At 69.6% G+C, this 22,484-nt stretch carries 20 protein-coding genes; 9 read left to right on the top strand and 11 right to left on the bottom strand.

Going from position 1 to position 22,484, the window contains the following annotated elements; translation table 11 throughout:
• Positions 1 to 54 precede the first annotated feature (54 nt).
• Positions 55 to 606 carry a cyclic nucleotide-binding domain-containing protein gene (locus tag FEF15_RS17230; protein ID WP_163560399.1) on the bottom strand — a complete coding sequence of 184 codons (552 nt, stop codon included), beginning with the start codon at positions 604 to 606 and terminating at the stop codon, positions 55 to 57.
• 189 nt (positions 607 to 795) lie between these two features.
• On the opposite strand from FEF15_RS17230, the gene FEF15_RS17225 reads away from it, so the two are divergent.
• Positions 796 to 1,686 carry a DMT family transporter gene (locus FEF15_RS17225; protein ID WP_163560398.1) on the top strand — a complete coding sequence of 297 codons (891 nt, stop codon included), beginning with the start codon at positions 796 to 798 and terminating at the stop codon, positions 1,684 to 1,686.
• Positions 1,687 to 1,695: 9 nt separating this feature from the next.
• Here the strand turns inward: FEF15_RS17225 and FEF15_RS17220 are convergent, their stop codons facing one another.
• Positions 1,696 to 2,595 carry an AraC family transcriptional regulator gene (locus tag FEF15_RS17220; protein WP_163560397.1) on the bottom strand — a complete coding sequence of 300 codons (900 nt, stop codon included), beginning with the start codon at positions 2,593 to 2,595 and terminating at the stop codon, positions 1,696 to 1,698.
• A gap of 204 nt (positions 2,596 to 2,799) precedes the next feature.
• Here FEF15_RS17220 and FEF15_RS17215 point away from each other — a divergent pair, with 204 nt between their 5' ends.
• Complete coding sequence (locus tag FEF15_RS17215) at positions 2,800 to 3,864, top strand: NAD(P)-dependent alcohol dehydrogenase (protein ID WP_163560396.1); 1,065 nt, start codon at positions 2,800 to 2,802, stop codon at positions 3,862 to 3,864.
• 76 nt (positions 3,865 to 3,940) lie between these two features.
• On the opposite strand, the gene FEF15_RS17210 is transcribed toward FEF15_RS17215, so the two are convergent.
• The 6 genes from FEF15_RS17210 to FEF15_RS17185 form a co-directional block, all read right to left on the bottom strand.
• Positions 3,941 to 4,714, bottom strand: a complete 774-nt coding sequence (locus FEF15_RS17210; RefSeq protein WP_163560395.1) for an enoyl-CoA hydratase-related protein — start codon at positions 4,712 to 4,714, stop codon at positions 3,941 to 3,943.
• Between the two features lie 119 nt (positions 4,715 to 4,833).
• A complete protein-coding gene (locus tag FEF15_RS17205; protein WP_163560394.1) occupies positions 4,834 to 5,682 on the bottom strand; it encodes a 3-hydroxybutyryl-CoA dehydrogenase in 849 nt (282 codons plus the stop codon).
• A 14-nt stretch (positions 5,683 to 5,696) separates the two neighbouring features.
• A complete protein-coding gene (locus tag FEF15_RS17200; RefSeq protein ID WP_163560393.1) occupies positions 5,697 to 7,328 on the bottom strand; it encodes an acyl-CoA synthetase in 1,632 nt (543 codons plus the stop codon).
• A 102-nt stretch (positions 7,329 to 7,430) separates the two neighbouring features.
• The gene (locus tag FEF15_RS17195) at positions 7,431 to 9,212 is read right to left on the bottom strand and encodes an acyl-CoA dehydrogenase (protein ID WP_163560392.1); all 1,782 of its coding nucleotides are present in this window, start codon (positions 9,210 to 9,212) and stop codon (positions 7,431 to 7,433) included.
• Between the two features lie 143 nt (positions 9,213 to 9,355).
• The gene (locus tag FEF15_RS17190) at positions 9,356 to 10,789 is read right to left on the bottom strand and encodes an MFS transporter (RefSeq protein WP_163560391.1); all 1,434 of its coding nucleotides are present in this window, start codon (positions 10,787 to 10,789) and stop codon (positions 9,356 to 9,358) included.
• A 211-nt stretch (positions 10,790 to 11,000) separates the two neighbouring features.
• Entirely contained in the window at positions 11,001 to 11,639 is a 639-nt protein-coding gene (locus FEF15_RS17185; protein ID WP_163560390.1) for a class I SAM-dependent methyltransferase, read from the bottom strand.
• Between the two features lie 40 nt (positions 11,640 to 11,679).
• On the opposite strand from FEF15_RS17185, the gene FEF15_RS17180 reads away from it, so the two are divergent.
• From FEF15_RS17180 to FEF15_RS17170, 3 genes are all read left to right on the top strand, one after another.
• Positions 11,680 to 12,084, top strand: coding sequence for a VOC family protein (locus tag FEF15_RS17180; protein WP_163560389.1), 405 nt, complete (start codon positions 11,680 to 11,682; stop codon positions 12,082 to 12,084).
• Positions 12,085 to 12,159: 75 nt separating this feature from the next.
• Positions 12,160 to 12,537, top strand: coding sequence for a hypothetical protein (locus FEF15_RS17175; protein WP_163560388.1), 378 nt, complete (start codon positions 12,160 to 12,162; stop codon positions 12,535 to 12,537).
• A 5-nt stretch (positions 12,538 to 12,542) separates the two neighbouring features.
• Positions 12,543 to 13,472, top strand: a complete 930-nt coding sequence (locus FEF15_RS17170; RefSeq protein WP_163560387.1) for a lysophospholipid acyltransferase family protein — start codon at positions 12,543 to 12,545, stop codon at positions 13,470 to 13,472.
• Here the strand turns inward: FEF15_RS17170 and FEF15_RS17165 are convergent.
• Both FEF15_RS17165 and FEF15_RS17160 read right to left on the bottom strand, forming a co-directional pair.
• Positions 13,466 to 14,881, bottom strand: a complete 1,416-nt coding sequence (locus FEF15_RS17165) for a mannose-1-phosphate guanylyltransferase/mannose-6-phosphate isomerase (RefSeq protein WP_163560386.1) — start codon at positions 14,879 to 14,881, stop codon at positions 13,466 to 13,468. The genes FEF15_RS17170 and FEF15_RS17165 overlap by 7 nt on opposite strands.
• Positions 14,878 to 16,446 carry a sulfatase-like hydrolase/transferase gene (locus FEF15_RS17160; RefSeq protein ID WP_163560385.1) on the bottom strand — a complete coding sequence of 523 codons (1,569 nt, stop codon included), beginning with the start codon at positions 16,444 to 16,446 and terminating at the stop codon, positions 14,878 to 14,880. The genes FEF15_RS17165 and FEF15_RS17160 overlap by 4 nt, the downstream gene beginning before the upstream one ends.
• A gap of 207 nt (positions 16,447 to 16,653) precedes the next feature.
• On the opposite strand from FEF15_RS17160, the gene FEF15_RS17155 reads away from it, so the two are divergent.
• Genes FEF15_RS17155 through FEF15_RS17140 form a run of 4 tightly spaced genes read left to right on the top strand, consistent with a single transcriptional unit; the run spans position 16,654 to position 21,686 of the window.
• A complete protein-coding gene (locus tag FEF15_RS17155; protein ID WP_163560384.1) occupies positions 16,654 to 18,198 on the top strand; it encodes a glucan biosynthesis protein in 1,545 nt (514 codons plus the stop codon).
• Positions 18,170 to 20,074: a glucans biosynthesis glucosyltransferase MdoH gene (mdoH, locus tag FEF15_RS17150; RefSeq protein WP_163560383.1), complete on the top strand. Its 1,905-nt coding sequence runs from the start codon at positions 18,170 to 18,172 to the stop codon at positions 20,072 to 20,074. The genes FEF15_RS17155 and mdoH overlap by 29 nt, the downstream gene beginning before the upstream one ends.
• The gene (locus FEF15_RS17145; protein ID WP_163560382.1) at positions 20,071 to 20,874 is read left to right on the top strand and encodes an FkbM family methyltransferase; all 804 of its coding nucleotides are present in this window, start codon (positions 20,071 to 20,073) and stop codon (positions 20,872 to 20,874) included. The genes mdoH and FEF15_RS17145 overlap by 4 nt, the downstream gene beginning before the upstream one ends.
• Positions 20,871 to 21,686 carry a creatininase family protein gene (locus FEF15_RS17140; RefSeq protein ID WP_163560381.1) on the top strand — a complete coding sequence of 272 codons (816 nt, stop codon included), beginning with the start codon at positions 20,871 to 20,873 and terminating at the stop codon, positions 21,684 to 21,686. Before FEF15_RS17145 ends, FEF15_RS17140 begins: the two co-directional genes overlap by 4 nt.
• Here FEF15_RS17140 and FEF15_RS17135 read toward each other — a convergent pair.
• Positions 21,661 to 22,484, bottom strand: an 824-nt coding sequence (locus FEF15_RS17135; RefSeq protein WP_163560380.1) for a GTP cyclohydrolase II, incomplete at its 5' end; no start/stop codon positions are given. The genes FEF15_RS17140 and FEF15_RS17135 overlap by 26 nt on opposite strands.

Genomic DNA, 22,484 nt, shown 5'->3' with positions numbered 1-22,484 from the left:
AGAACGCCGCCGATGCCGTACCGGTTCCTGAAGATGGCTGACTCTTATGCGTAATCAGGTCAGAAAAACGCCGAATGCCGGATTCTGATAGTACAGCCGCATGAAGTCATTCTCGTTGATACGCATGATCTGACAGGACCCGCGGCAACGAGCCGACAAGGTGCGCTCGCGGGCATCGGTGAAAAAGGCGATCTCTCCGAAGAGTTCACCCGCCTCGAGCACGACCCCGATTTCCTCCAATTCCACGCTGCCGACATCCAGGTAGTAGAGGTACTCGGGAGCATCGCCTTTGTGGAAGACATAGTCCCCATCCGCTAGGTACGTCGGGCGCAGCAGAGGACGCAACCAGTCGAGGGTGCCCTCCTCCTGCCAGGCACGGCGGGCCTTGCGGTACTGGATCAGCAACTGAAACAGCCGGGCACTGTTCAGCGGCAGGAGCAACAGGTGCATCATCATGGTCGGATAGATGCTATTGACCACGCTGTACACCAGGAAACAGAGGCTCGATGCCACCGCCAGCATCCGCAGCGGCAGCATTGTCTTCACGCCATAGGCACAGAGATTGAGGGCAGCCGCTAGCCAGCCCAGCATTTCGATCCACACCATCCCGGCCACCCTTTGCCAGACACCCTCTCCCACTGTAGGCGCTCCTTGACAAACCGACAGACCGATCAAGGGTGAGAACAGCCGGACCGTGATCACCGATAACGGCGGCGCATGCCCTTCGGCTACCACTTCTCGCCAGAGACGCCTAACCTGCTTATCCTTATTCCCCACTCTCAACAAGGACGTCGCATGTCACCCGCCGATACGCTGCGCCTGCTGCTGCTCTCTTCGCTGTGGGGGCTCTCCTTCATCTTCATGCGTGTGGCCGTGCCCGAGTTCGGACCGGTGCCGCTGATCCTGGTGCGCATGGGCGTGGGTGCGCTCTTCCTGGTGCCGCTGCTGCTCAGCGTGCGCTACCTGCGGCTGGTGTGGGAAAACCGGAGCCGGCTGTTCTTGCTGGGGCTGGTCAACCACGTGCTGCCCTTCTCGCTGCTGGCACTCGCCACCACGCGGCTGGAGGCGGGCTTCACCTCGCTGATCAACGCCACCACGCCGATCTTCACCGCCCTGCTGGGTGCATTGTTCTTCGCCACGCCGATCCTGCGCCAGCAGTACCTGGGCCTGGCCCTGGCGTTGTTCGGAGTCTACGTGCTCTCGGCCGACCGCCTCGACTTCGCCCTGGGTGGCGACGGCTGGTTCATCCTCGCCGTGCTGGGCGCCACCTTCTGCTACGGCATCGCCGGCAACTACTCCAAGACCTACCTCGCCCACCTGCCGGTGCGGGTGCTGGCCGCGGGCAGCACCGCCATGTCGGCGCTGATCCTGCTGGTGCCGGGGCTGATACTGTGGCCCGCCGAACCGGTCAGCGGCCTGGCCTGGGCCAACGCCCTGGCACTGGCCGTGCTCAGCACCACCGCGGCCTTCCTGCTCTACTTCGGCCTGATCGCCAGCGCCGGTGCCACCGCCACCTCCACGGTCACCTTCCTGGTGCCGGTGAGCGCGCTGGTATGGGGCTTCGTGCTGCTCGGCGAGCGCCTCAGCCTGCAGGTGCTCGCCGGCATGGCGATCACCCTGGCGGGCACCGCCATCGCCACGCGGATGATCCGGCTGCGGCGCGAGACGCGTGAACCGGCGCCCTGACCGCGCTTATCAAGAAACGCGCAGCGCCCGCTCTTCCCGGCGGTGCTGCTGTGGCGGAACCCCGAAATAGCGCCGGTAGTCGCGGCTGAACTGCGCCGCGCTGCGATAGCCTACCGCCGCGGCAGCCTGACTCACGTTGCAGGCCTCCTGGACGAGCAGCTGCTGCGCCTTGATCAGCCTCAGCCGCTTCAGGTACTGCAGTGGCGAGGCGTGGGCGATCCGCTTGAAGTGCTGGTGAAAGGTCGAGGGGCTCATGTTCGCTTCGCTGGCCAGTGCTTCCACCGAGACCGCTTCCGCGTAGTTGGCATGCAACCGGGAGAGCACCTGGACAATGCGCGAATAGTGCCCCTGATTGAGTACCAGTGCCTTCATGGCGGCGCCCTGTTCTCCCTTCAACGCCTCGAAGACAACGTCGCGCACCCGGGCCTCGCCCATCGCCGCCGTTTCCGCCGCATCATGCAGCGACTGCACCAGGCGTTGAACCGCCCCCTGCATACCCACCGTCATAACGACGGCATCCATGGGGACGGCGCTGTCGCCGGCCGGCTGGGAGGCCTCGCCCATGGTCATCACCATCTCGCTGAGCAGCGCCGGATCGAGGCGCACCGACACGCCGAGTAGCGGCACTTTGGCGGAGGCATGGGTCTCGCATTCGAAAGGCAACGGCAGCGTCTGCACCAGGTAATGACCAGGACCATAGTAGATCTCCCGGTCGCCGAGATGACCGACCTTGCGCCCCTGAGCGACGACGATCAGGCTCGGCTCGTAGAGCAGCGGGGTTCGCGGCTGCGGCCCGTGCAGGGCCATCAGCGATACCGCCGGTAGCGGGGTCGCGGTGTAGCCGTCGCGTTCGACCAGCGGCGCAATTAGCTCGGCCAGCTCGTTGGTCTGGGCCTGCGATGCCTGCATGCTGGGCTCTCCCTGTTTCCGGACCGATTTCCGGCTCGCGTCGAATTATGCCGGTTTTCTCGGCCCTGGCGCCAAAAACCGGCACGCCCTCGGAGGAATGAGCAAATATCCCGGAGGATCGTTGGTCGTCGCCCTGCGCCTCTCGACCAATAATGGGGCCACTGCCTCGCCCCGAAGTATCACCCATCGAGAGGAGACTTCCGCATGAGCCAGACCCGCGCCTATGCGGCCCACGCGGCCGACCAGCCCCTGGCCCCCTTCGCCTTCGAGCGCCGTCGACCGCGCCCGGACGACGTCGCCATCGAGATCCTCTACTGCGGCGTCTGCCACAGCGACCTGCACTTCGCCCGCAACGATTGGGGCATGACCCGCTATCCCATCGTGCCCGGCCACGAGATCGTCGGCCGCGTCACCGCCGTGGGCGACGAGGTGACGCGCTTTGCGGTCGGCGACCTGGTCGGCGTGGGCTGCATGGTCGACTCCTGCCGTCACTGCCAGCCCTGCCGCGACGGCGTCGAGCAGTTCTGCCTCGAGGGCTTCACCATGACCTATGGCAGCGACGACCGGCAAGACGGCACCTTCACCCAGGGCGGCTACTCGGACCGCATCGTGGTCAGCGAGCACTTCGTGCTGCGCATGCCCGAGGGCCTCGACCTCGCCGCCGCCGCGCCCATCCTGTGCGCCGGCATCACCACCTACTCGCCGCTGAAGCACTACGGCGTCAAGGCCGGCCACAAGGTGGGGGTGATCGGCATGGGTGGCCTCGGCCACATGGGCGTCAAGCTGGCCAAGGCGTTGGGCGCCGAGGTGACGGTGTTCACCCGTTCTGACGCCAAGGTCGAGGAAGCCCGGCGCCATGGTGCCGATCATGTCGTCGTTTCCACCGACGACGAGCAGATGGCGGCCGTGGCCGAAACTTTCGACTTCATGCTCGACACCGTGCCGGTGCAGCACGATCTCAATCCCTACCTGGCCGCGCTCAAGTACGACGGCACCCACATCCTGGTCGGGCTACTCGATCCCATCGAACCGGCCCTGGAAGGCTTCAACCTGGTGTTCAAGCGCCGCGTGCTGGCCGGCTCGCTGATCGGCGGCATCCCCGAGACCCAGGAGCTGCTCGACTTCTGCGCCGAGCACGGCATCACCTGCGACGTGGAGATGATCGATATTCAGGAGATCAATACGGCCTACGAGCGCATGGAGAAGGGCGACGTACGCTACCGCTTCGTCATCGACATGGCGTCGCTGGAGGGCGGCGACACAGCCTGAGACGTCTCACGTCAGATAGAACAGGGCCATGGCTGTATCGCCACGGCCCTGTTGGATCGGCAGTCTTACCTTCGCCTCAGAAGTCCGGCTTGCGCTTCTCCAGGAAGGCGCCCATGCCTTCGCTCTGTTCGTCACCGGCGAAGCAGAAGGCGAACAGCGCAGTCTCCAAGGCCAGGGCGCTGTCGAGGTCCTGGTCCATGCCGTCGTGCACTGCCTGCTTGGCAGCACGCACCGCCCGCGGGCCGTTGCCGCCGAGCTGCTGAGCGAGCTCCTCGGCGTACGCCTCGAGCTCAGCCTGAGGCATCACGCGGTTGACCAGGCCGATGCGCAGCGCTTCCTGGGCGTCGATCTTGCGCCCGGTAGTGCACAGATCCAGCGCCATGGCCGGGCCAACGCGACGCGGCAGGCGCTGGGTGCCGCCGAAGCCGGGGATCACCCCGAGCAGCACCTCGGGCTGGCCGAACACGGCGTTGTCACTGGCTACCGCCCAGTCGCAGGCCAGCGCCAGTTCGCAGCCGCCGCCAAGACAAAACCCGTTCACCAGGGCGACCACCGGCACCGGGAGCGTTTCGAGCCGCTTGATGGTGCGCAGCGCCTGGCTGGCGAAGGCGCGCGCCTCCTCCGGGGTCTTCTCGCGCATCTCGGCGATGTCGGCGCCGGCGACGAAGGACTTCTCGCCGGCGCCGGTGATCAGCACGGCACGCAGGTCGTCACGGGCTTCCAGTTCGGTGAGCACGCGCTCGAGCTCGGTGAGCACGGCGCTGTTCAGCGCGTTGAGCGCCTTGGGGCGGGTGATGGTCAGGCGCACGACGCCGTCGTTATCGACCACTTCGATCAGATTCTCGCTCATGGGGGCTCCTGCCGTCGTTGTTGGGGTCGTTGTTGGGAGAGTGCCGCTCAACCCTAGCGAACGCTTGGTTGGTCGGCAATCCCCTCTTTTGTCGAGCGCCGTCGTGAATCGACGCTCTCCTACTCGTAGACGTGGAAGCCCCGACCGCTCTTCCGCCCGAGATACCCAGCGGCCACCATGCGCTTGAGCAGCGGGCAGGGGCGGTACTTCGGGTCGCCGAAGCCCTCCTGCAGCACCTCCATGATCGCCAGGCACACATCCAGGCCGATCAGGTCGGCCAGCGCCAGCGGCCCCATGGGGTGGGCGGCGCCGAGCTTCATCGCCTCGTCGATGGCCTGGGGCGTGGCGGCCCCTTCCTGCAACAAAAAGGCCGCCTCGTTGATCATCGGCACCAGCAGGCGGTTGACGGCGAACCCCGGCGAGTCGGCGATGGCCACCGGCGTCTTGCCCAGCGCCTTGGCCAGCTCCTCGATGCGCGCCACGGTGGCGTCACTGGTCTGCTCGGCGCGGATCACCTCGACGAGTTTCAGCACCGGCACCGGGTTGAAGAAGTGCATCCCCACCACACGCTCGGGGCGCTCGCACACCGCGGCCAGGCGGGTGAGCGACAGCGACGAGGTGTTGGAGGCCAGAATCGCCTCGTGAGTGAGGCGGCTGAGGTCGCCGAACAGCTTCTCCTTGAGCGCCGGCTGTTCGGGAGCGGCCTCGATGATCACCGCGCAGTCGCGCAGCGCATCCAGGGCGGTAGTGGTGGCGAGCCGCTCCAGGGCGGCGCGCTGCTCCACCTCGCTGAGCTTCTCCTTGGCCACCAGCTTGCCCAGCCCCTTGTCGATGGCTGAACGGGCCCGAGCGAGCTGCTCGTCGGCCACGTCGTAGAGCTGGACGGGAAAGCCGCTGGCGGCCAGAACCTGGGCGATGCCCTGGCCCATGGTGCCGGCGCCGACGACGCCGATCGCTTGTTGACTCATGCTGTCTCTCCCCTTTACTGCTTGCGCGCTTCTTCGCGCAGCACGAATTTCTGGATCTTGCCGGTGGACGTCTTGGGCAGCTCGGTGAAGATCACCGTCTTGGGCACCTTGAAGCCGGCCAGGTGCTCGCGGCAGTGAGCGATGATGTCCGCCTCGGTGATCTCGCCGTAGCCCGTCTTGAGCTTGACGAAGGCGCAGGGTGTCTCGCCCCACTTCTCGTCGGGCTTGGCCACCACGGCGGCCTCCTCCACGGCGGGATGGCCGTAGATGGCATCCTCCACTTCGATGGTGGAAATGTTCTCGCCGCCGGAGATGATGATGTCCTTGGAGCGATCCTTGATCTCCACGTAGCCGTCCGGGTGCCAGACGGCGAGATCGCCGGTGTGGTACCAGCCGCCCTCCAGCGCCTGTTCGGTGGCCGCCTCGTTCTTGAGGTAGCCCTTCATGACGTTGTTGCCACGCATCAGGATCTCGCCGATGGTCGTCCCGTCCTTGGGTACCGGTTCCAGGGTGTTGGGGTCGGCCACGCACAGCGCCTCGAGCATGTGGTAGCGCACCCCCTGGCGCGCCTTGATCTTCGCCCGCTGCTCCAGCGGCAGCTCGTCCCACGCCTCGCGCCAGGCACACACCGTCACCGGGCCGTAGACCTCGGTGAGGCCGTAGACGTGGGTCACCTCGATGCCCATCGTCTCGACGCCGGCGATCACCGAGGCGGGTGGCGCGGCGCCGGCGGTGGTGACCTTCACCGGGTGGTCGAAGTCGCGCTTGTCCTCGGCCGGCAGGTTGACCAGGCCGTTGAGGACGATGGGCGCACCGCTGAAGTGGGTCACCTTCTCGTCGGCGATCAGGCTGATGATCTTCTTGGGGTCGACCCGGCGCAGGCAGACGCTCGTCCCGGCATTGGCGGCGATGGTCCAGGGGAAGCACCAGCCGTTGCAGTGGAACATGGGCAGTGTCCAGAGGTAGACCGGATGGTGCGGCATGGCCCACTCGAGGATATTGCTCACCGCGTTCAGGTAGGCGCCGCGGTGGTGGTAGACCACGCCTTTGGGCTTGCCGGTGGTGCCGGAAGTGTAGTTGAGCGAGATCGCCTGCCACTCGTCATCGGGCAGTCGGTACGGGTGCTCGGGATCCCCTTCGGCGAGCAGGGCTTCGTACTCGACCGCGCCGATGCGCCGCGCCTCGCCCTCGAACAAAGCGTCGTCGACGTCGATCACCAGCGGCTTGATGGCGAGCTGGGCCACCGCCTGCTCGATGACCGGGGCGAACTCAGGGTCGACCAGAACCGCCCGCGCCTCGCCGTGCTCGAGCATGTAGGCGATGGCCTCGGCATCCAGGCGGATGTTGAGGGTGTTCAACACGCAGCCGGCCAACGGCACGCCGAAGTGCGCCTCGAACATCGCCGGCACATTGGGCAGCATCGCCGCCACCGTCTCGCCCGGTTTCAGGCCACGCTTCTCGAGCGCCGAGGCGAGCCGACGGCAGCGGCTCCAGGTCTCGGCCCAGTCGCGGCGGATCTCGCCGTGGATCACCGCCGGATAGTCGGGATAGATGGCTGCGCTGCGCTCGATGAAGGTGAGCGGCGAGAGCGGCACATGGTTGGCCTGCGTCTTGGGCAGGCCCTGCTCGAAGATGCTGTCGTTCATGGTGGGTGGGCTCCGGTTGTCGCGGCGTTGACGTAGCGCGTCAATGGCTTGGGGGGAAGTCAGCGGAAAAAAGCGCCGATGGGAGTCGGCGCGGAAAAAGGGTCACTGGGCGGCGGCATCGAAGGCGACGAGCGTCTCCATGCCGGCCTCGATCACCGCCCGGTTGGCACGCCCCAGCGGCAACCAGTGGCGAATGGCGTAGTCGGCGCTGGCCCGCTTGGCAGCGTAGAACGGATCGCGGTTGCCGGCCTGGATCGCCGCCTCGGCCTTGAAGGCGGCCCGCCCCATCTGCCAGGCGCACAACACATGGCCGACCAGGCTCAGAAAAGGCGTGGCATAGGCCTGCACGGCCTCCGGGCCGTGGTCGGGGTTGGCGCCCTGTTCCAGCACCCGGGCCAGTGCCGCGCGCAGGTCGGCCACACCGGCGGCCAGGCCGTGGCTCAGGTAGGCGAGTTCGGGGCTCGCGGCCAGCGCCTGGGCGGTGTGCTCCACGTCGTCGATCAGGCTCGCCAGTGCCGCACCGCCGTCGCGCTGCAGCTTGCGTCCGGCCAAATCCAGGGCCTGGATGCCGTTGGTGCCCTCGTAGATCGGCGCGATGCGCGCATCGCGCAGCAGCTGGGCGGCACCGGTCTCCTCGATATAGCCCATGCCGCCGTGCACCTGCACACCCAGCGAGGCGATCTCCACGGCCTGATCGGTGGAGAAGGCCTTGACCACCGGAATCAGCACGTCGACTCGCGACTGGGCGGCACGACGTGCTTCCTCATCGTCCCCGTGGCGCGCCACATCGAGCTCGGCGGCACAGGTGAGCGCCAGGGCACGCAGGGCGTCGGTGCGCGCGCGCATGGAGAGCAGCATGCGGCGCACGTCGAGGTGCTCGCTGATGGTGCTCTCGCGACCGCGCGCCTTGCCCTGCACGCGCTCAGAGGCATAGGCGAAGGCGTGCTGGCAGGCACGCTCGGCCACGCCGATACCCTGGATGCCGACCTTGTGACGCGCTTCGTTCATCATGGTGAACATGTGGTTGAGGCCGCGCCCCTCCTCGCCCACCAGGTAGCCGACGGCACCGTCGTTCTCGCCGAAGCTCAGCGTGCAGGTGGGCGAGCCGTGGATGCCCAGCTTGTGTTCGATGGACGCGCAGGTCACGTCGTTGCGCTCACCCAGGGTACCGCCGGCATTCACCAGGAACTTGGGTACCAGGAACAGCGAGATCCCCTTGTTGCCCTCGGGCGCGTCCGGCGTGCGGGCCAGCACCAGGTGGAGGATATTCTCGGCGGCATCGTGCTCGCCCCAGGTGATAAAGATCTTCTGCCCGGTGAGGCGGTAGTGGTCACCTTCGGGAACGGCGCGAGTACGCACCTTGGAGAGATCGGAGCCGGCCTGGGGCTCGGTGAGGTTCATGGTGCCGGTCCAGGAGCCCTCGACCAGCTTGGGCAGGTAGGAGGCCTTCTGTTCGTCGCTGCCGTGGTGGGCCAGCGCCTCGATGGCGCCGGCGGTGAGCATGGGGCACAGGCCCAGGGCCATGTTGGCGCCGTGCAGCATCTCCTGCACGCTGCTCGCCACCACCTCGGGCAGGCCCTGACCGCCCTGCGCCTCGGTCACGCCGATACCGTTCCAGCCCCCCTCGGCGTAGGCCCGGTACGCCTCGACGAAGCCGTCGGGCAGGGTCACGCCGCCGTCGTCGCGGCGGGCGCAGCCCTGCTGGTCGCCACTGGCGTTGAGCGGCGCCCATACCTCGCCGGCGAGCTTCGCGGCTTCCTCCATCACCGCCTCGACCAGGTCGGGACTCGCCTCCGCAAAGTCGGGCAGCGCGAGCGAACGGTGCTCGAGCAGCTCCTCGAGCACGAAACGCAGGTCACGAACGGGGGGAGAGAAGGGAACCATGGCGACACCTCAGGGAAAATGATAGCAGCGATAGTAGATTCCCTACTTCGCGTTAACCATTAGCCCAATGTCGCATGAGTGAAGCGCCGACGCCCGGTGCAGGACACCGGGCGTCGGGAATCCGCAGCCACCGAGAGTTCCGGTCAGCCGCGCGGGGTTGTCGGGGATGAACCTGACAGGTTTTTTTCCGCCTCCCCACCGGCATCGTCCTCGCTCGACGGCGCGACGGCCTGGTCATAGTAGGCAATATGCGCCTCGTCGGGCGGCGGTGGGCCCACCAGCGGCTCGGCCACCGCCACCTCGGGCACGGCCTGGGAGAGGTCTTCCACGTGTTCGTGCTCGATGGCCCCCTGGACCAGCTTCTCGGTGACCACCAGCTCGGCTCCCGCCGACGACATGGGCGCGGTCGGCGAAAACGGCGCCACCGGTACCGGCGCTGGGCGCACGCTGCGCCGCCAGGCGAAGAAGGCGACCAGGAAGAGCCCCAGGCCGCCGAAGGCCCAGAACAGCCCGGCATCGCCCATGGCCACCATCAGCGGCGAGATCAGCGAAGGGCTCAGCGCCGAGCCGATGGCGTTGATCAGCAGCAGCCCCTGGCTCATGCGCACCAGCGCCCCGGCGGGAGCACGGTCGGCGGCGTGGCCCACGGCCACCGGGTAGAGCGAGAAGATGCCGCCGCCGAGCAGGAACAGCAGTCCCGCCAGCAGCCAAGGCGTCATCGGCATCAGCAGCACGGCTGCGGCAATCGCCGTGCAGAAGGCGCCGATCAGGATCAGCACCATCTGCCGATCGTGGCGGTCGGACCAGCGCCCCACCGGGTACTGCAGCAGCAGGGCGCCAAGCACCACCACGGCCATCATCTGGCCAACGCGGTCCACCGTGAAACCGACGCGCTGCAGGTAGAGCGGCAGCAGCGTATAGGCGGCGGCCACCGCCAGACCGGACCCGAAACTGCCCATCACCCCGGTGGGAGTGAGGGTGATCAGGCGCAGCGGCGAGAGCGGCTCGGCCTTGTCGATCAGCGGCGAGACACGCGGGATCATCGCCATGGGCAGCACGGAGAGCGAGGCCAGCATGCCGATGACGATGAATGACGCCGAACCGCCCATGGACTCGGTGACGCCGAGCAGCAGCTGGCCGAGCACGCCGGCGGCATAGAGCGAGATCATGTAGAGCGCCAGCAACCGCCCGCGCACCTTCGCCTCACCGGCGGTGAGCAGCCAGCTCTCGATGACCAGGTAGACGCCCACCGTGGCCCAGCCGCCGATCAGGCGCAGGCCGAACCAGGCCCAGGGCTCGGCCACCAGCCCCTGAAGCAGCACGGTGACCGCGACCAGGGAGGCGAAGCTGCCGTAGGCGCGGATGTGGCCGATACGCAGCAGCAGCCGGTCGTTGAGCATGGCGCCCAGTGCCAGGCCGATGAAATAGGCCGAGGAGACCCAGCCGATCACCACCGCCGACTCGCCGGCGGCATCCAGGCGCAGGGTGATCACCGTGGCCAGGAAACCGTTGCCGATGCCGAGTATGAACAGCCCCAGCAGGGGCGCCAGGGCCATGGCCAGCAGTTGCCGCGACATGAGGAGGCCTCGCGAAGCAGGATTCGATCAGAAGGAAGGGTGGCAGACACGGCCAGAAAGCGCTCGCCCGGCCGGCTCGGCAAACAAGCGATCCCTTATCCGTCCGGGCGCGCGAATCATACGCCCGCCGGCCCCGCTGTCAATCAGCTTTGCGCATGCCCCGCACGGGGACGGTGGTTCTTGCCAGAGAAGGGTGGAAAAACGGAAGAATCTAGCGTTTCTGAAGCAGCGCCACGTCCGCCGCCGGCAGCTCGAGTCGCATCTCCAGGCGATCCGCCAGCCAGCGAAAGGTGGCCTCGCTGAAGAAGCCGACATGGGTCGGGTCCTGAATGTAGTGCCAGCCGGCAAAGGCCTCCCGGGAGCGCACGCGTTTGGTCACGATCCCCAGCCAGCCGCCAGGAACGAGCAGCGCCGCCAGTCGCGTCAACTCGCGGCCGGGGGCGTGCAGGTGCTCCACCACCTCGGTGGCGGTGATGAAGTCGTACGTGCCATTCAGTACGCGATCGTCCGGCGCATAGAAGGGGTCGTAGAGCGCCATGGGGTGACCCGACTCGGCGAACATCACCGACAGCGTCGGCCCCGGGCCGGCGCCGAAGTCGAGCCCCCGCGCGCCGGGCGCGAGCCGCTCGCGGAGCGGCGTGACAAGCCGCGACAGGAATCGCCGATAGCCCGGGTCGTCGGGGTGATTCTCGTGCTTGTCGTACTCGGCCTTCTCCGCCGCCGGCGAGAGATGGTATTCCGGCGGCACGAACACCAGATCGCAGCACCGGCACTGGTGATACTCGCGTCGCGCATCGCGGTGATAGGGTAGGCAGTCGCTTGATGCGCATAGCGGGCAAGTCTGCATCATCGTATCCTCTGTGCCAGAACCTTCCTCCAAGGAGAAACGAATGCTGTCAGGTCTGGACCATCTGGTCATCACCGTGACCGATATTTCCCGCGCCGTGGACTTCTACACCCGGGTGCTCGGGCTCGAGGTGCGCTACCGCGACCGCGAGCGGGTCGACCTGATGCTCGGCGACATCGCCCTGCGCCTGCACTGGACCGCCACCGACATTGAGCCGCGCGCCGCCACGCCCACCCCCGGCAGCCTCGACCTGTGCCTGCGCAGCCTGCTGCCGCTGGACGAGGTGGCGCGCCACCTGGAGGCGCTCGACGTGGCCGTGGAGCTGGGCCCGGTGGAGCGCCAGGGCGCCACCGGCCCCATCGAGTCGCTCTACCTGCGCGACCCCGACGGCAACCTGCTGGAGATCAGCCGCCCGGCACGCAGCAATAGCACCGACGCCACGTCCTGACGCTGCCCCCGGCTGGCATTGTCGCCCACGGCCGGTATCATTGGCGCCTGTCATCGTCGTCGCAGCGGGAGCCCCATGAACGATTCGACGCAACACGAGCGGGTGGTCGCCGAACCCGGCAAACGCCCCGACATCACCCTGCCCATCGTCGTCTACGCCCTCTTCTTGGCGGGCATCGTCAGCGGCGGTCTCACCGCCCTGGTGGGCGTGGTGATCGCCTATGTCTACCGCGGCGAAGGGCCGGCGTGGCTCGACGAGCACTACCGTTTCCTGATCCGCACCTTCTGGATCGGCGTGCTCTACTTCGGCGTCTCGGGGCTGCTCACCTTCGTGCTCATCGGCTTCGTCACCTGGCTGCTAGCGGTGATCTGGCTGGTGATCCGCTGCGTGAAGGGGCTCAAGCGGCTCCAGGAGCAGCGCGCCCCGGACGACGTTGCCACCTGGTTGATCTGAGCCCCATGGCCCGTCGCTATCCCCGTCTCGCCGCCCTTCAGGCCCGCGCCATCACTACCCTTTGGCGCGCCCTGGCCAACCGCCGCCTGTCCAGCCTGTGGCGCCTGTCGCGCTTCGCCGGCCCCCTGGTGCATGGCATCAGCCGGCGTGAGCGCGAGGTCACCGAGGTCAACCTGGCCCAGGTCTACCCCGAGCTGGGCGCCGCGGCGCGCCGTCGCCTGGCGCGCGAGAGCCTCACCCACTCGGCGGCCACCATGCTCGAGCTGGGCCTGGCCTGGATGGCGCCACCCGAGCGGGTCGAGGCCGCCATCCTCGAGGTGCACGGCCGCGAACTGCTCGACGAGGCGCGCGCCGAGGGGCGCGGCGTCATCGTGCTCGCTCCCCACTTCGGCAACTGGGAGGTGCTCAACTTCTGGCTCTCCAGCCACTTTCCCTTTACCGCCATGTACGAGCCGCCCAAGATCGCCCCCCTCGACAGCGTGACCCGCCAGGGCCGCGAACGCCGGGGCGCGAGCCTGGTCCCCACCAACCCGCGCGGCGTGGCGGCGCTGCTCAAGGCGCTCAAGCGCAGCGAGGCGGTGGGCATCCTGCCCGACCAGGAGCCCTCCTGGGGCAGCGGCGTCTTCGCTCCCTTCTTCGGTCGGCTCGCCTACACCGCAACCCTGCTGCCCAAGCTGGTGGCGCGCACCGAGGCGCGGGTGGTCACCGGCGTGGCGCGCCGTCTGCCCGGCCGCGGCTTCGCCATCCACTTCCTGGCCGCCGACGACCGCGTCTACGCCCGCGACGAGGGTGAGTCGGCCACCGGCGTCAACGCCTGCGTGGAAGCCGCCATCGCCCTCGACCCCGCCCAGTACCAGTGGGAGTACAAGCGCTACCGCAAGGTGATCCAGGAGCAGGAGGGCCATCCCGACCACGGCGCCTTCCGGATCTACTGAAGGGCGTCGCGCCCGTAGCGGTCGTCCAGGCGCACGATGTCGTCCTCGCCCAGGTAGTCGCCCGACTGCACCTCGATCAGCTCCAGGTCACCCTCGCCGGGGTTGGCCAGGCAGTGCACGCGCCCCAGGGGGATGTCGACCGACTGGTTCGCCGCCAGGCTGAAGGCGTCGTCGTCCAAGGTCACCCGCGCCGTGCCGGTGAGCACCACCCAGTGCTCGGCGCGGTGGTGGTGGTACTGGCGCGACAGCCGCGCGCCGGGTTTCACGGTGAGGTGCTTGACCTGGTAGCCCGGCCCAGCCTCGAGAATGCGGTAGCGCCCCCAGGGGCGATGCACGATGGCGTGCTGGGCCACTTCGGCTCGCCCCTCTGCAGCCAATCGGTCGACCAGCTGACGCAGCTCCTGGCCGCGGCGGCGGTCGGCCACCAGCACAGCGTCCGCCGTGGTGACGATCGCCAGGTGCTCCACCCCCAGGGTGGCTACCAGTTGCCCCTCGGCATGCACCAGCAGGTTACGACTGGCCGCGCAACGCACCTCGCCGTGCAGGGCGTTGCCGTCGGCGTCGTGGGGGAGCGCCTCCCACAGCGCCTGCCAGGAACCGATGTCGCTCCACCCCGCGGCCAGCGGCACCATGGCGGCACGCTCGGTACGCTCCATCACCGCCACGTCGATACTGCTCTCGGGGCTCGCCCGGAAGGCCTCGGCGCCAGGCCGCAGAAAGTCACGGTCGACGGCGGCCGCGGTCATGGCGCGGCGACAGGCGTCGAGCATCGCCGGCGCCTGCCGGGCCAGCTCGTCCAGGTAGCGGTCCGGCCGCAGCACGAAGAGCCCGCTGTTCCAGCAGCACTCGCCCTCGGCGAGCAGCGCCGCGGCGGTGGCCGCATCGGGCTTCTCCACGAAGGCCGCCACCCGTCGGCCACCCTCGGGAAGCGGTGCACCGGGGCGAATGTAGCCGTAGCCGGTCTCGGCGCGGTCGGGCACGACGCCGAAGGTGGTGAGCCAACCCCGCTCGGCCAATTCGAGCGCCTGGGCGAGACTCGCCTGGAAAGCGGCGCGGTCGGGAATGCTGTGATCCGCGGGCAGCACCACCAGGGGGCGGGACAAGCCGCGCCGCTCGGCGAGCAGCGCCGCCAGGGCGATGGCCGGGGCGGTGCCGCGCCCTTCCGGCTCGAGCAGCAGGGTGGCATCGGCCACGCCGGCCCGGCGCAGCTGCTCGGCGGCGAGAAAGCGGTGATCCTCGTGGCAGATGACGATGGGCGGCGCGTGAGTCAGCCCCTCGAGCCGTCCCAGGGTGGCGGCCAGCAGGGGCGCGTCATCGAGCAGCGAGAGAAACTGCTTGGGGCGCTGGTGGCGCGACAGCGGCCACAGCCGTGTGCCGGCGCCGCCGGCCAGGATCACCGGGGTCATCATGAGCCGAACTCCTCGTGCAGCCAGTCGCGCAGCCGGTGCATGCCGGGATGGCTGTCTCGCTGGGGGGGCAGCAGGCCGGGCACGAAGCTGCGAGCCCGGAAGGGGGCGAGCAATGCCGGATCGCCGGCGATGACGTGCACCGGCACCCCGTCGCTGGCGGCGTCGCCGGTGATCAGGGGTGCCGACTGATGATCGCCGAGCAGGATCACCAAGCTGTCGTCGGCGACATGCTCGGCGATCCAGGTGAGACTCGCCTCCAGCGAGTAGGCCACCGCACGGGCATAGTGCTCGCGCACCCGCTCGGGGTCCTGCCACAGCACCTCGGGGGATTCGCCGGCCTCGGCCCAGCGTGAAAACACGCGACCGTCGTCCAGAGCCTGCCACTCCTCCAACACCGGCAGGATCGGCGTCCAGGGCGCATGGCTGCTGATCAGGGCGATCTGCGCGAACACCGGCCCCTCGGCGGGCCGCAGCGACTGCCCAAAGCGATGCAAGGTGTACTGGTCGGGCATGGTCACCCAGTTGAGTGCCGGCCCGGCGTAGTCGAGATCCGCCGCGGCATGGATGGCGTCGAAGCCGTAGGCCTCGCCCTCCGGCCAGGCTCGGGTGATGGCCGGCATCACCGCCAGGGTGTGATGCCCGGTGGCGCGGAAGTCGTCGACCAGCGTCGGACGCTCGCTGTCGAGCAGCAGGCGATACCAGAGGTCGTTGTCGATCCACAGCCCGGAGAGCGTCGTGGCATGCGACAGCCACGACTGGCCACCGCGCACCGGCGCCGCCAGGGTTCCGGACACCGCCGCCAGGCCCGCCGCCTCGAGGCGCGGCGTCAGACTCGCAAGCCGCCGCCCCACCACCTCGGCATAGCGCGGCTGTGCGAGAGCGCTCACACCGTAGGACTCGACGAAAATCAGCAGCACGTCGCGCCCGGCAAGCCCCGGCAGCGGCCGCGTCTCGCCGGGGCGCTCGGCCAGGGTCTCGGCGAAGGCGAGGCGCGCGCGATGGGTCGCAATCAGCTGCTGCGCCTGGAAGCTGAAGGTATCGACCAGTGGTGCGCGGGTCACCACCAGCGGCCGGACGTGCTGCCACTGCGCCACCAGCAGGGCGGCGCTGGCCACCACCGTGGCCGCGGCCAGCAGACGCGCCGGGCCCCGCCGCGCCGTGCCGGGCAGGGCCGCCAGCACGCGCTTGAGCCCCCAGGCGAGCCATACCAGCACCGCCACGCCGGCCAGGATTGCCAGCAGCCCCAGGGGTGTACCGAGGGTGCCCGCCAGCAGGTCATAGACCGAGCGCAGCAGCGGCCAGTCCAGATAGAGGTTGAGCGAGCGCCCCAGCGCCTGATAGGTGGCCGCATCGCCCAGGCCGACGAGCACGCCCAGTAACACCACGGCGGCCAGCGGCCAGGCCAGCCGCCGGCTGGCCGCCCGCGCCGGCAGCAGCGCGAGCGCCGCTACCAGCAGCAGCGCCTCCAGGGCGACCCAGCCTGTCCCGAGCTCACCGTAGCGCAGCCACAACGGCACCAGCAGCAGCCCGTTGAGCAGCAAGACGCCCATCACTGCCCTGCGCATCGACTCCCCTTCTCCGCATGCATCGTTCGCCTTCCGTCACACTCGCGACCTCTGTGCAGGGTAGCGCAGCGCAACAATGTGTACACTGAATAAATATCGTACAATTATCGTATCACTTGCAGCCCGACACCGGTGCCGCCGTGCAGGATGCGGGCAGAGCGACGACACTGGAGCCGAGGAACCCACGCAACCCGGGAGGAGGGACCCATGCTGCGGATACCCCTGCTGTCCGGTCTGGCGCTGCTGCTTGCCGGCAGCGCCCAGGCCACCATTGATGCCGAGGTGGCGGCCCTCTTCGACCGAGTCACCGAACAGGCCCAGGCCCGGGCCGAGGCCGATTACCGTGAAGAACAGGGGGCCTTGCCCGAGGCGCTGCGCGATCTCGACTACGACACCTACCGCCAGATCCGCTTCCGCCCCGAGGCAGCCCTGTGGCGCGACGAGGGCCTGTTCAGCGTGCAGCTCTTCCATACCGGCTTTCTCTTCGATGCGCCAGTGCAACTGCATGTGGTGGAAGACGGCGAAACCCGTCCCCTCGACTTCGACCCCGCGCGCTTCCGCTACGACGACGCCGCCGCGGGACTGGCCGAGGCGGACCTCGTCGGCGCCGGCCACGCCGGCTTTCGCCTGCACTATCCGCTAAACAGTGCCGATTACCACGACGAGTTCGCCGTCTTCCTGGGTGCCAGCTACTTCCGCCTGGTGGGGCGCGACCAGGGCTACGGGCTTTCCGCCCGGGGATTGGCCATCGACGTCGCCACTTCCGGCGGCGAGGAGTTTCCCGCCTTCCGCGAGTTCTGGCTGGTCAAGCCCGCCCCTGACGCCACCCGGATGACGGTGCTGGCGCTGCTCGACAGCCCCTCGCTGGCGGGCGCCTACCGTTTCGACATCGCCCCGGGGCGGAACGTCGCGGTCACCGTCGAGGCCCGCCTCTTCGCCCGGCGCGACGTGGAGAAGCTCGGCGTGGCGCCGCTCACCAGCATGTTCGCCCACGGCGACACCACCCCGCGACCGGTGGACGACTATCGCCCCCACGTGCACGACTCCGAGGGCCTGCTCATGCACACCGCCGGCGACGAGTGGATCTGGCGGCCGCTCAGCAACCCCCGCGAGCTGCGCGTCACCTCGCTGCGCGACGACGGGCCGCGCGGCTTCGGCCTGGTGCAGCGCAGCCGCGAATTCGCCCACTACCTCGACCTCGAGGCGCGCTACGAGCGCCGCCCCAGCCAGTGGGTGGAGCCGCTGGACGACTGGGGCCCCGGCGGCGTGGAGCTGGTGGAACTCCCCGCCCCCGACGAGACCCACGACAACATCGTCGCCTACTGGGTCGCCGAGGCGCCACTGCACGAGGGCGAAGCGCGCACCCTGCGCTACCGCACCCACACCTTTGGCGCCACCTTGCCCGAGCAGCGCCTGGCCCGGGTGATACGCACCCGCCAGGGGTGGGGCGGGGTGCCCGGGCGCGCCGAACCCGCGCCGGCCAGCCGCCGCCACTTCCTGGTGGACTTCCGCGGCGGCGAGCTCACGGGCCTGGGGGCGGATCAGCCGGTCACCGTCAATCTCACGGCGAGCCAGGGGGAGGTGCGCGACCTGCAGGCGCGGCCGCTGCCCAAGGGGCGCGGCTGGCGCGCCTCCTTTCGCCTAGACCCGGCTGGCGAGCAGCCCGCCGATCTGCGTCTGTACCTCTCCCTGCGAGACCGCGTGATCAGCGAGACCTGGAACCATGTCTGGTACCCCTCCGAGTCGCGTTGAGTCTACCGGCACCGCCGCCGCGCCCCTGCCCGGTCTTGCCGTGCGCCGCGCCCTGCTGGCCCTGGCCGTGTGTGCCACCACCCTGGCCGGTGCCGGTCTGATGGCGCGCATCCTCGCCGCCGACGGCCTGATCGTCCGCGAACTGGTGCTGCTGGGACTCTTCTCCCTCACCTTCACCTGGATCGCCCTGGCCTTCTGGTCGGCGCTGACCGGCTTCGTGCTCTGCCTGACGCGCCGTGATCCGCTCACCCTGGCACGTCTGCCCGCCCGGACCCAGGAGGCGACCATGCCGCTGCGCCAACGCATCGTGCTCGCCATGCCGATCCACAACGAGGCCCCCGCCCAAGTGGTCGCCGCCCTGGAGGCCACCGTCGAGTCGCTGATCGAAACCGGCGAGGCCCACCATTTCGAGGCTTTCGTGCTCAGCGACACCACCGACCCGACCATCGCGGCTGAGGAAGCCGCGACCATCGCCGCGCTGCAACGCCGCCTGGCGGGACGCCTGCCCCTGCACTACCGGCGCCGAGCCGACAACCGCGGCCGCAAGGCCGGCAACCTCGCCGACTTCTGCCACCGCTGGGGCGGGCGCTACGACTTCCTGATCGGCCTCGATGCCGACAGCCGCCTCACCGGCGACTGCCTGGTAGCCCTGGCGCGCGCCCTGCAAGCGCGACCGGACGTGGCGCTGATCCAGACGGTGCCGCTGCCCGCGCGCCAGACCACGCTGTTCGGCCGGCTCTCGCAGTTCGCCGCGGCCCTCTACGCGCCGATGCTCGCCGCCGGGCAGAGCGCCTGGCAGGGCGACACCGCGAACTACTGGGGGCACAACGCCATCCTGCGCCTGGAGGCCTTCACCGCCTGTGCCGGGCTGCCGCCGCTGCCGGGCCGCCCGCCTCTGGGCGGCGAGATCCTCAGCCACGATTTCGTGGAAGCCGCGCTGCTGCGCCGTGGCGGCTGGCAGGTGCAGCTCGACACCCGCCTGGGGGGCAGCTACGAGGAGATGCCCGGCAACCTGATCGACTATGCGCGCCGCGACCGCCGCTGGACCCAGGGCAACCTGCAGCACCTGCGCCTGCTCGCCGTTCCCGGCCTGCACGCACTGAGCCGCCTGCACTTCGTGATGGGGGCCATGGCCTTCGTCGCCTCCTTGCTGTGGCTGGCCATCCTCGCGCTGGGCAGCCTCGATGCCGCCCTGCGCGCCCGCCACGGACCGGTCTACTTCCGCGAGGAGGCGCAGCTTTTCCCGATGTGGCCCGAGGCCCATCCCGAGCTGATTGCCACTCTCTTCGCCCTCACCCTGGCGCTGCTCTTCGTCCCTAAGCTGATGGGGCTGACGCTGGCCCTGGTCCGGCGCGCCGCGGCATTCGGCGGCACCTGGCGCCTCATCGCCTCGGCGCTGGCCGAGGCGCTGGTCGCCGTGCTGCTTGCCCCCTTGATGATGGCCTTCCACAGCCGTTTCGTCCTCGAGGTGCTGGCCGGCGGCCGCATCGCCTGGACGACCCAGCCCCGCGAGGGCCGGCCGGTGCCCTGGCGTGCTGCGCTGAGCCAGACGGCGCCGTTCGCCGCGCTAGGGGTCGTCTGGGCGGCGGCGGTGCTCGCCTACGCCCCGATGCTCTTCTGGTGGCTGGCCCCGATCTGGGCGGGGCTCGCCCTCGCCCCGCTGCTGGTGCGCCTCAGCGGTGCCCGCGCCGACGCGCTCACGCGACGGGGACTACTGGCCACGCACCGTCCGGCAGCGGACACCGCCCTGCTGACGTCCGCCCCGGCGCCGACTGGCCACCCCGAGGACACCCCATTGCCACCACCCCCTGAGGCACCGCGGACCATGCCCGAGCAGACGCTGACACGCCGACCGAGCCGGAAGGGGACACGATGAGTCACCGCCGTCTTGCCACCCGACTGCGCCAGGGCCTGGGCATCGCCCGGTCGCTGGTCATCTACTGGCGACCCGGCCGTCAGCGCGGCCTGCGCCGGCTTTACGCCGACTTCCTGGGCCCCGGCGATCTGGCCTTCGACGTGGGCGCTCACCTCGGCGATCGCACCGCCGCCTTCGCCGGGCTGGGCGCCCGAGTGGTAGCCCTGGAACCGCAGCCGGCACTCCACGCCTGGCTGAGCCACCTGGTGGGGGGCCGGCCCGGCGTCACCCTGCTGGCAAGCGCCGCCGGGGCCGCGCCGGGCCACGCCGAGCTCGCCGTGAGCCACGCCACGCCCACCGTCTCCACCCTGGCCGAGGGCTGGCGCGACGCCCTCGCCGCACGCAACCCCGGCTTCCGTCAGGTACGCTGGGAGGCACGCGTCAGGGTGCCGGTAACCACCCTGGACGCCCTGATCGACGCCTACGGCGAGCCGCAATTCTGCAAAATCGACGTGGAGGGCTTCGAGGCGGAAGTGCTCGCCGGCCTGAGCCGAGCACTCCCCGCCCTCTCGGTGGAGTTCGTCAGCGGCGCTCTCGCGGTGGCCGAGGCGTGCGTGGCGCGCCTGGCGACACTGGGCGACTACCGCTTCAACGCCATTGCCGGCGAGGGGCGAGGCTTCCGCTGGGCCGAGTGGCGCACCGCCTCGGCGGCCCGCGCATGGCTTGCCGCCGGCGCCGAGGGGCTCGCCTCCGGCGATCTCTATGCGCGCCGGATTGATCTGACGGCCCGATCTTCAGTCGTCCAGGAGAGCCAAACATGAGCGAATCCCGCTTTCCCTGCTGGGGGGACCTCACCAGCCGGGAGTTGGCCCGCCTCGACCCCGCCAGCGTGGCGGTGGCGGTAGTGGGCGCCATCGAGCAGCACGGCGCCCATCTTCCGCTGGCCACCGATCTCGACATCGGCGAAGGACTGCTCGCCGCCGCCCTGGCGCGCCTGCCCGACGACCTGCCACTGGTGGTGCTGCCCGCCCTGGCCGTGGGTGTAAGCGACGAGCACCTGAGCTTTCCCGGCACCCTGAGCCTTCCGCCAGCCACCGCCATCGCCACCCTGGAAGCGCTGGGCGACGGCGTGGCAAGAGCCGGACTGTCGAGACTGGTGCTGCTCAACGGCCACGGCGGCAACAACGCGGTGATCGATCTCGCCGCCCTGGCGCTGCGCCGTCGCCACGCCCTGCGGGTGGTCAAGGTACACTACCCGCGCCTGGCGCCACCGCCCGCGCTGCGCAACGCGCTGCCCGAGGCGGAATGGCGCCACGGCCTGCACGGCGGGGCGCTGGAGACGGCCCTGATGCGCCACTTCGCCCCGCACAAGGTCCGCCTCGATGCCCTCGACCACCCGCCCTCCCGCGGCGAGGCCATGGCCGAGGAAGGCTCTCTGCTGGGGCCCGAGGGCGCGGCTCCCTTTGCCTGGCTGGCCGAGGATCTGCACCCCGGCGGCGTGGTCGGCAATGCCGCCCTGGGCACGGCCGAGCTTGGCGCCCGGCTGGCCGGGCACTACGGCGAGGCGCTGGCGCGCGTCATCGAGGAGACGTACCGAGCCCCGCCGTTCAGCGCTGCCTCGCCTTCCCGTTGAGTACCCCCTCCAGCATGTGGCCGGCGCGCTCCGCCTTGGCGCTCAGGTAGCGCCGGTTGTGGTCGTTGAGGGTACCGTAGAGCGCCTGGCGCGACGCCACCTCGATGCCGCCGTCGGTGAGGGCGGCGATCTTGCCGGGATTGTTGGTGAGCAGCTGCACCCGGCGGATGCCCAGCGAGGCCAGCATGTCCACCGCCACGGCGTAGCGCCGTTCGTCCTCGGCGAAGCCCAGGCTGTGGTCGGCGTCCAGGGTGTCCAGCCCGGCGTCCTGGCGCGTATAGGCGCGCAGCTTGTTGGCCAGGCCGATGCCGCGCCCCTCCTGGGCCAGGTAGAGCAGCACCCCGCCGCCCAGCGCCTCGATCTCGGCCACGGCGTTGCGCAGCTGCTCGCCGCAGTCGCAGCGCAGGCTGCCGAAGAGGTCACCGGTGAGACAGGCGGAGTGCAGGCGCAGCGGCACCGGCCCGGCGGCCGTCTCGGGCGCGCCGATCACCACCGCCACGTGCTCACGCAGTCCGTCGGGCTCGCGGAACAGGATGAAGCGGCTGTCGAAGGCGTCCTCCAATGGGATGCGTGCTTCGCTGATGCGCTTGAGCAGGCCGCGTGCCTCCTGGCAGCGCGCCGCCGCCTCGACGGGCACCTCGAGCAGGGTGCCGTCGGCCACCTCGGCGGCCACCGCCGCGCGCCGCTCGGGCGCGACGCGCGCCACCAGGGCGGCGGGAATCAGCAGGGCGCGGCGCATCAGCGCCAGGGCGGCGGACTCCGCCGGGGCGGCATCGGCCAGGGCGTCGGCCCAGGCGC

Source organism: Halomonas sp. NO4, from assembly GCF_010994375.1.
Taxonomy (GTDB): Bacteria; Pseudomonadota; Gammaproteobacteria; order Pseudomonadales; family Halomonadaceae; genus Halomonas.
Note: the sequence above shows the minus strand (reverse complement) of the source record. Positions and strands in the feature narration are given on the sequence as shown.

What these genes read in the sequence shown, in the direction of transcription:
- FEF15_RS17195 (WP_163560392.1), bottom strand. Translation starts at nt 9,212, where the DNA reads ATGGTTCCCTTCTCTCCCCCCGTTCGTGACCTGCGTTTCGTGCTCGAG.
- FEF15_RS17205 (WP_163560394.1), bottom strand. Translation starts at nt 5,682, where the DNA reads ATGAGTCAACAAGCGATCGGCGTCGTCGGCGCCGGCACCATGGGCCAG.
- FEF15_RS17180 (WP_163560389.1), top strand. Translation starts at nt 11,680, where the DNA reads ATGCTGTCAGGTCTGGACCATCTGGTCATCACCGTGACCGATATTTCC.
- FEF15_RS17140 (WP_163560381.1), top strand. Translation starts at nt 20,871, where the DNA reads ATGAGCGAATCCCGCTTTCCCTGCTGGGGGGACCTCACCAGCCGGGAG.
- FEF15_RS17160 (WP_163560385.1), bottom strand. Translation starts at nt 16,446, where the DNA reads ATGCGCAGGGCAGTGATGGGCGTCTTGCTGCTCAACGGGCTGCTGCTG.
- FEF15_RS17170 (WP_163560387.1), top strand. Translation starts at nt 12,543, where the DNA reads ATGGCCCGTCGCTATCCCCGTCTCGCCGCCCTTCAGGCCCGCGCCATC.
- FEF15_RS17225 (WP_163560398.1), top strand. Translation starts at nt 796, where the DNA reads ATGTCACCCGCCGATACGCTGCGCCTGCTGCTGCTCTCTTCGCTGTGG.
- FEF15_RS17190 (WP_163560391.1), bottom strand. Translation starts at nt 10,789, where the DNA reads ATGTCGCGGCAACTGCTGGCCATGGCCCTGGCGCCCCTGCTGGGGCTG.
- FEF15_RS17220 (WP_163560397.1), bottom strand. Translation starts at nt 2,595, where the DNA reads ATGCAGGCATCGCAGGCCCAGACCAACGAGCTGGCCGAGCTAATTGCG.
- FEF15_RS17215 (WP_163560396.1), top strand. Translation starts at nt 2,800, where the DNA reads ATGAGCCAGACCCGCGCCTATGCGGCCCACGCGGCCGACCAGCCCCTG.
- FEF15_RS17230 (WP_163560399.1), bottom strand. Translation starts at nt 606, where the DNA reads ATGGTGTGGATCGAAATGCTGGGCTGGCTAGCGGCTGCCCTCAATCTC.
- mdoH (WP_163560383.1), top strand. Translation starts at nt 18,170, where the DNA reads ATGTCTGGTACCCCTCCGAGTCGCGTTGAGTCTACCGGCACCGCCGCC.
- FEF15_RS17155 (WP_163560384.1), top strand. Translation starts at nt 16,654, where the DNA reads ATGCTGCGGATACCCCTGCTGTCCGGTCTGGCGCTGCTGCTTGCCGGC.
- FEF15_RS17145 (WP_163560382.1), top strand. Translation starts at nt 20,071, where the DNA reads ATGAGTCACCGCCGTCTTGCCACCCGACTGCGCCAGGGCCTGGGCATC.
- FEF15_RS17165 (WP_163560386.1), bottom strand. Translation starts at nt 14,881, where the DNA reads ATGATGACCCCGGTGATCCTGGCCGGCGGCGCCGGCACACGGCTGTGG.
- FEF15_RS17210 (WP_163560395.1), bottom strand. Translation starts at nt 4,714, where the DNA reads ATGAGCGAGAATCTGATCGAAGTGGTCGATAACGACGGCGTCGTGCGC.
- FEF15_RS17175 (WP_163560388.1), top strand. Translation starts at nt 12,160, where the DNA reads ATGAACGATTCGACGCAACACGAGCGGGTGGTCGCCGAACCCGGCAAA.
- FEF15_RS17200 (WP_163560393.1), bottom strand. Translation starts at nt 7,328, where the DNA reads ATGAACGACAGCATCTTCGAGCAGGGCCTGCCCAAGACGCAGGCCAAC.
- FEF15_RS17185 (WP_163560390.1), bottom strand. Translation starts at nt 11,639, where the DNA reads ATGATGCAGACTTGCCCGCTATGCGCATCAAGCGACTGCCTACCCTAT.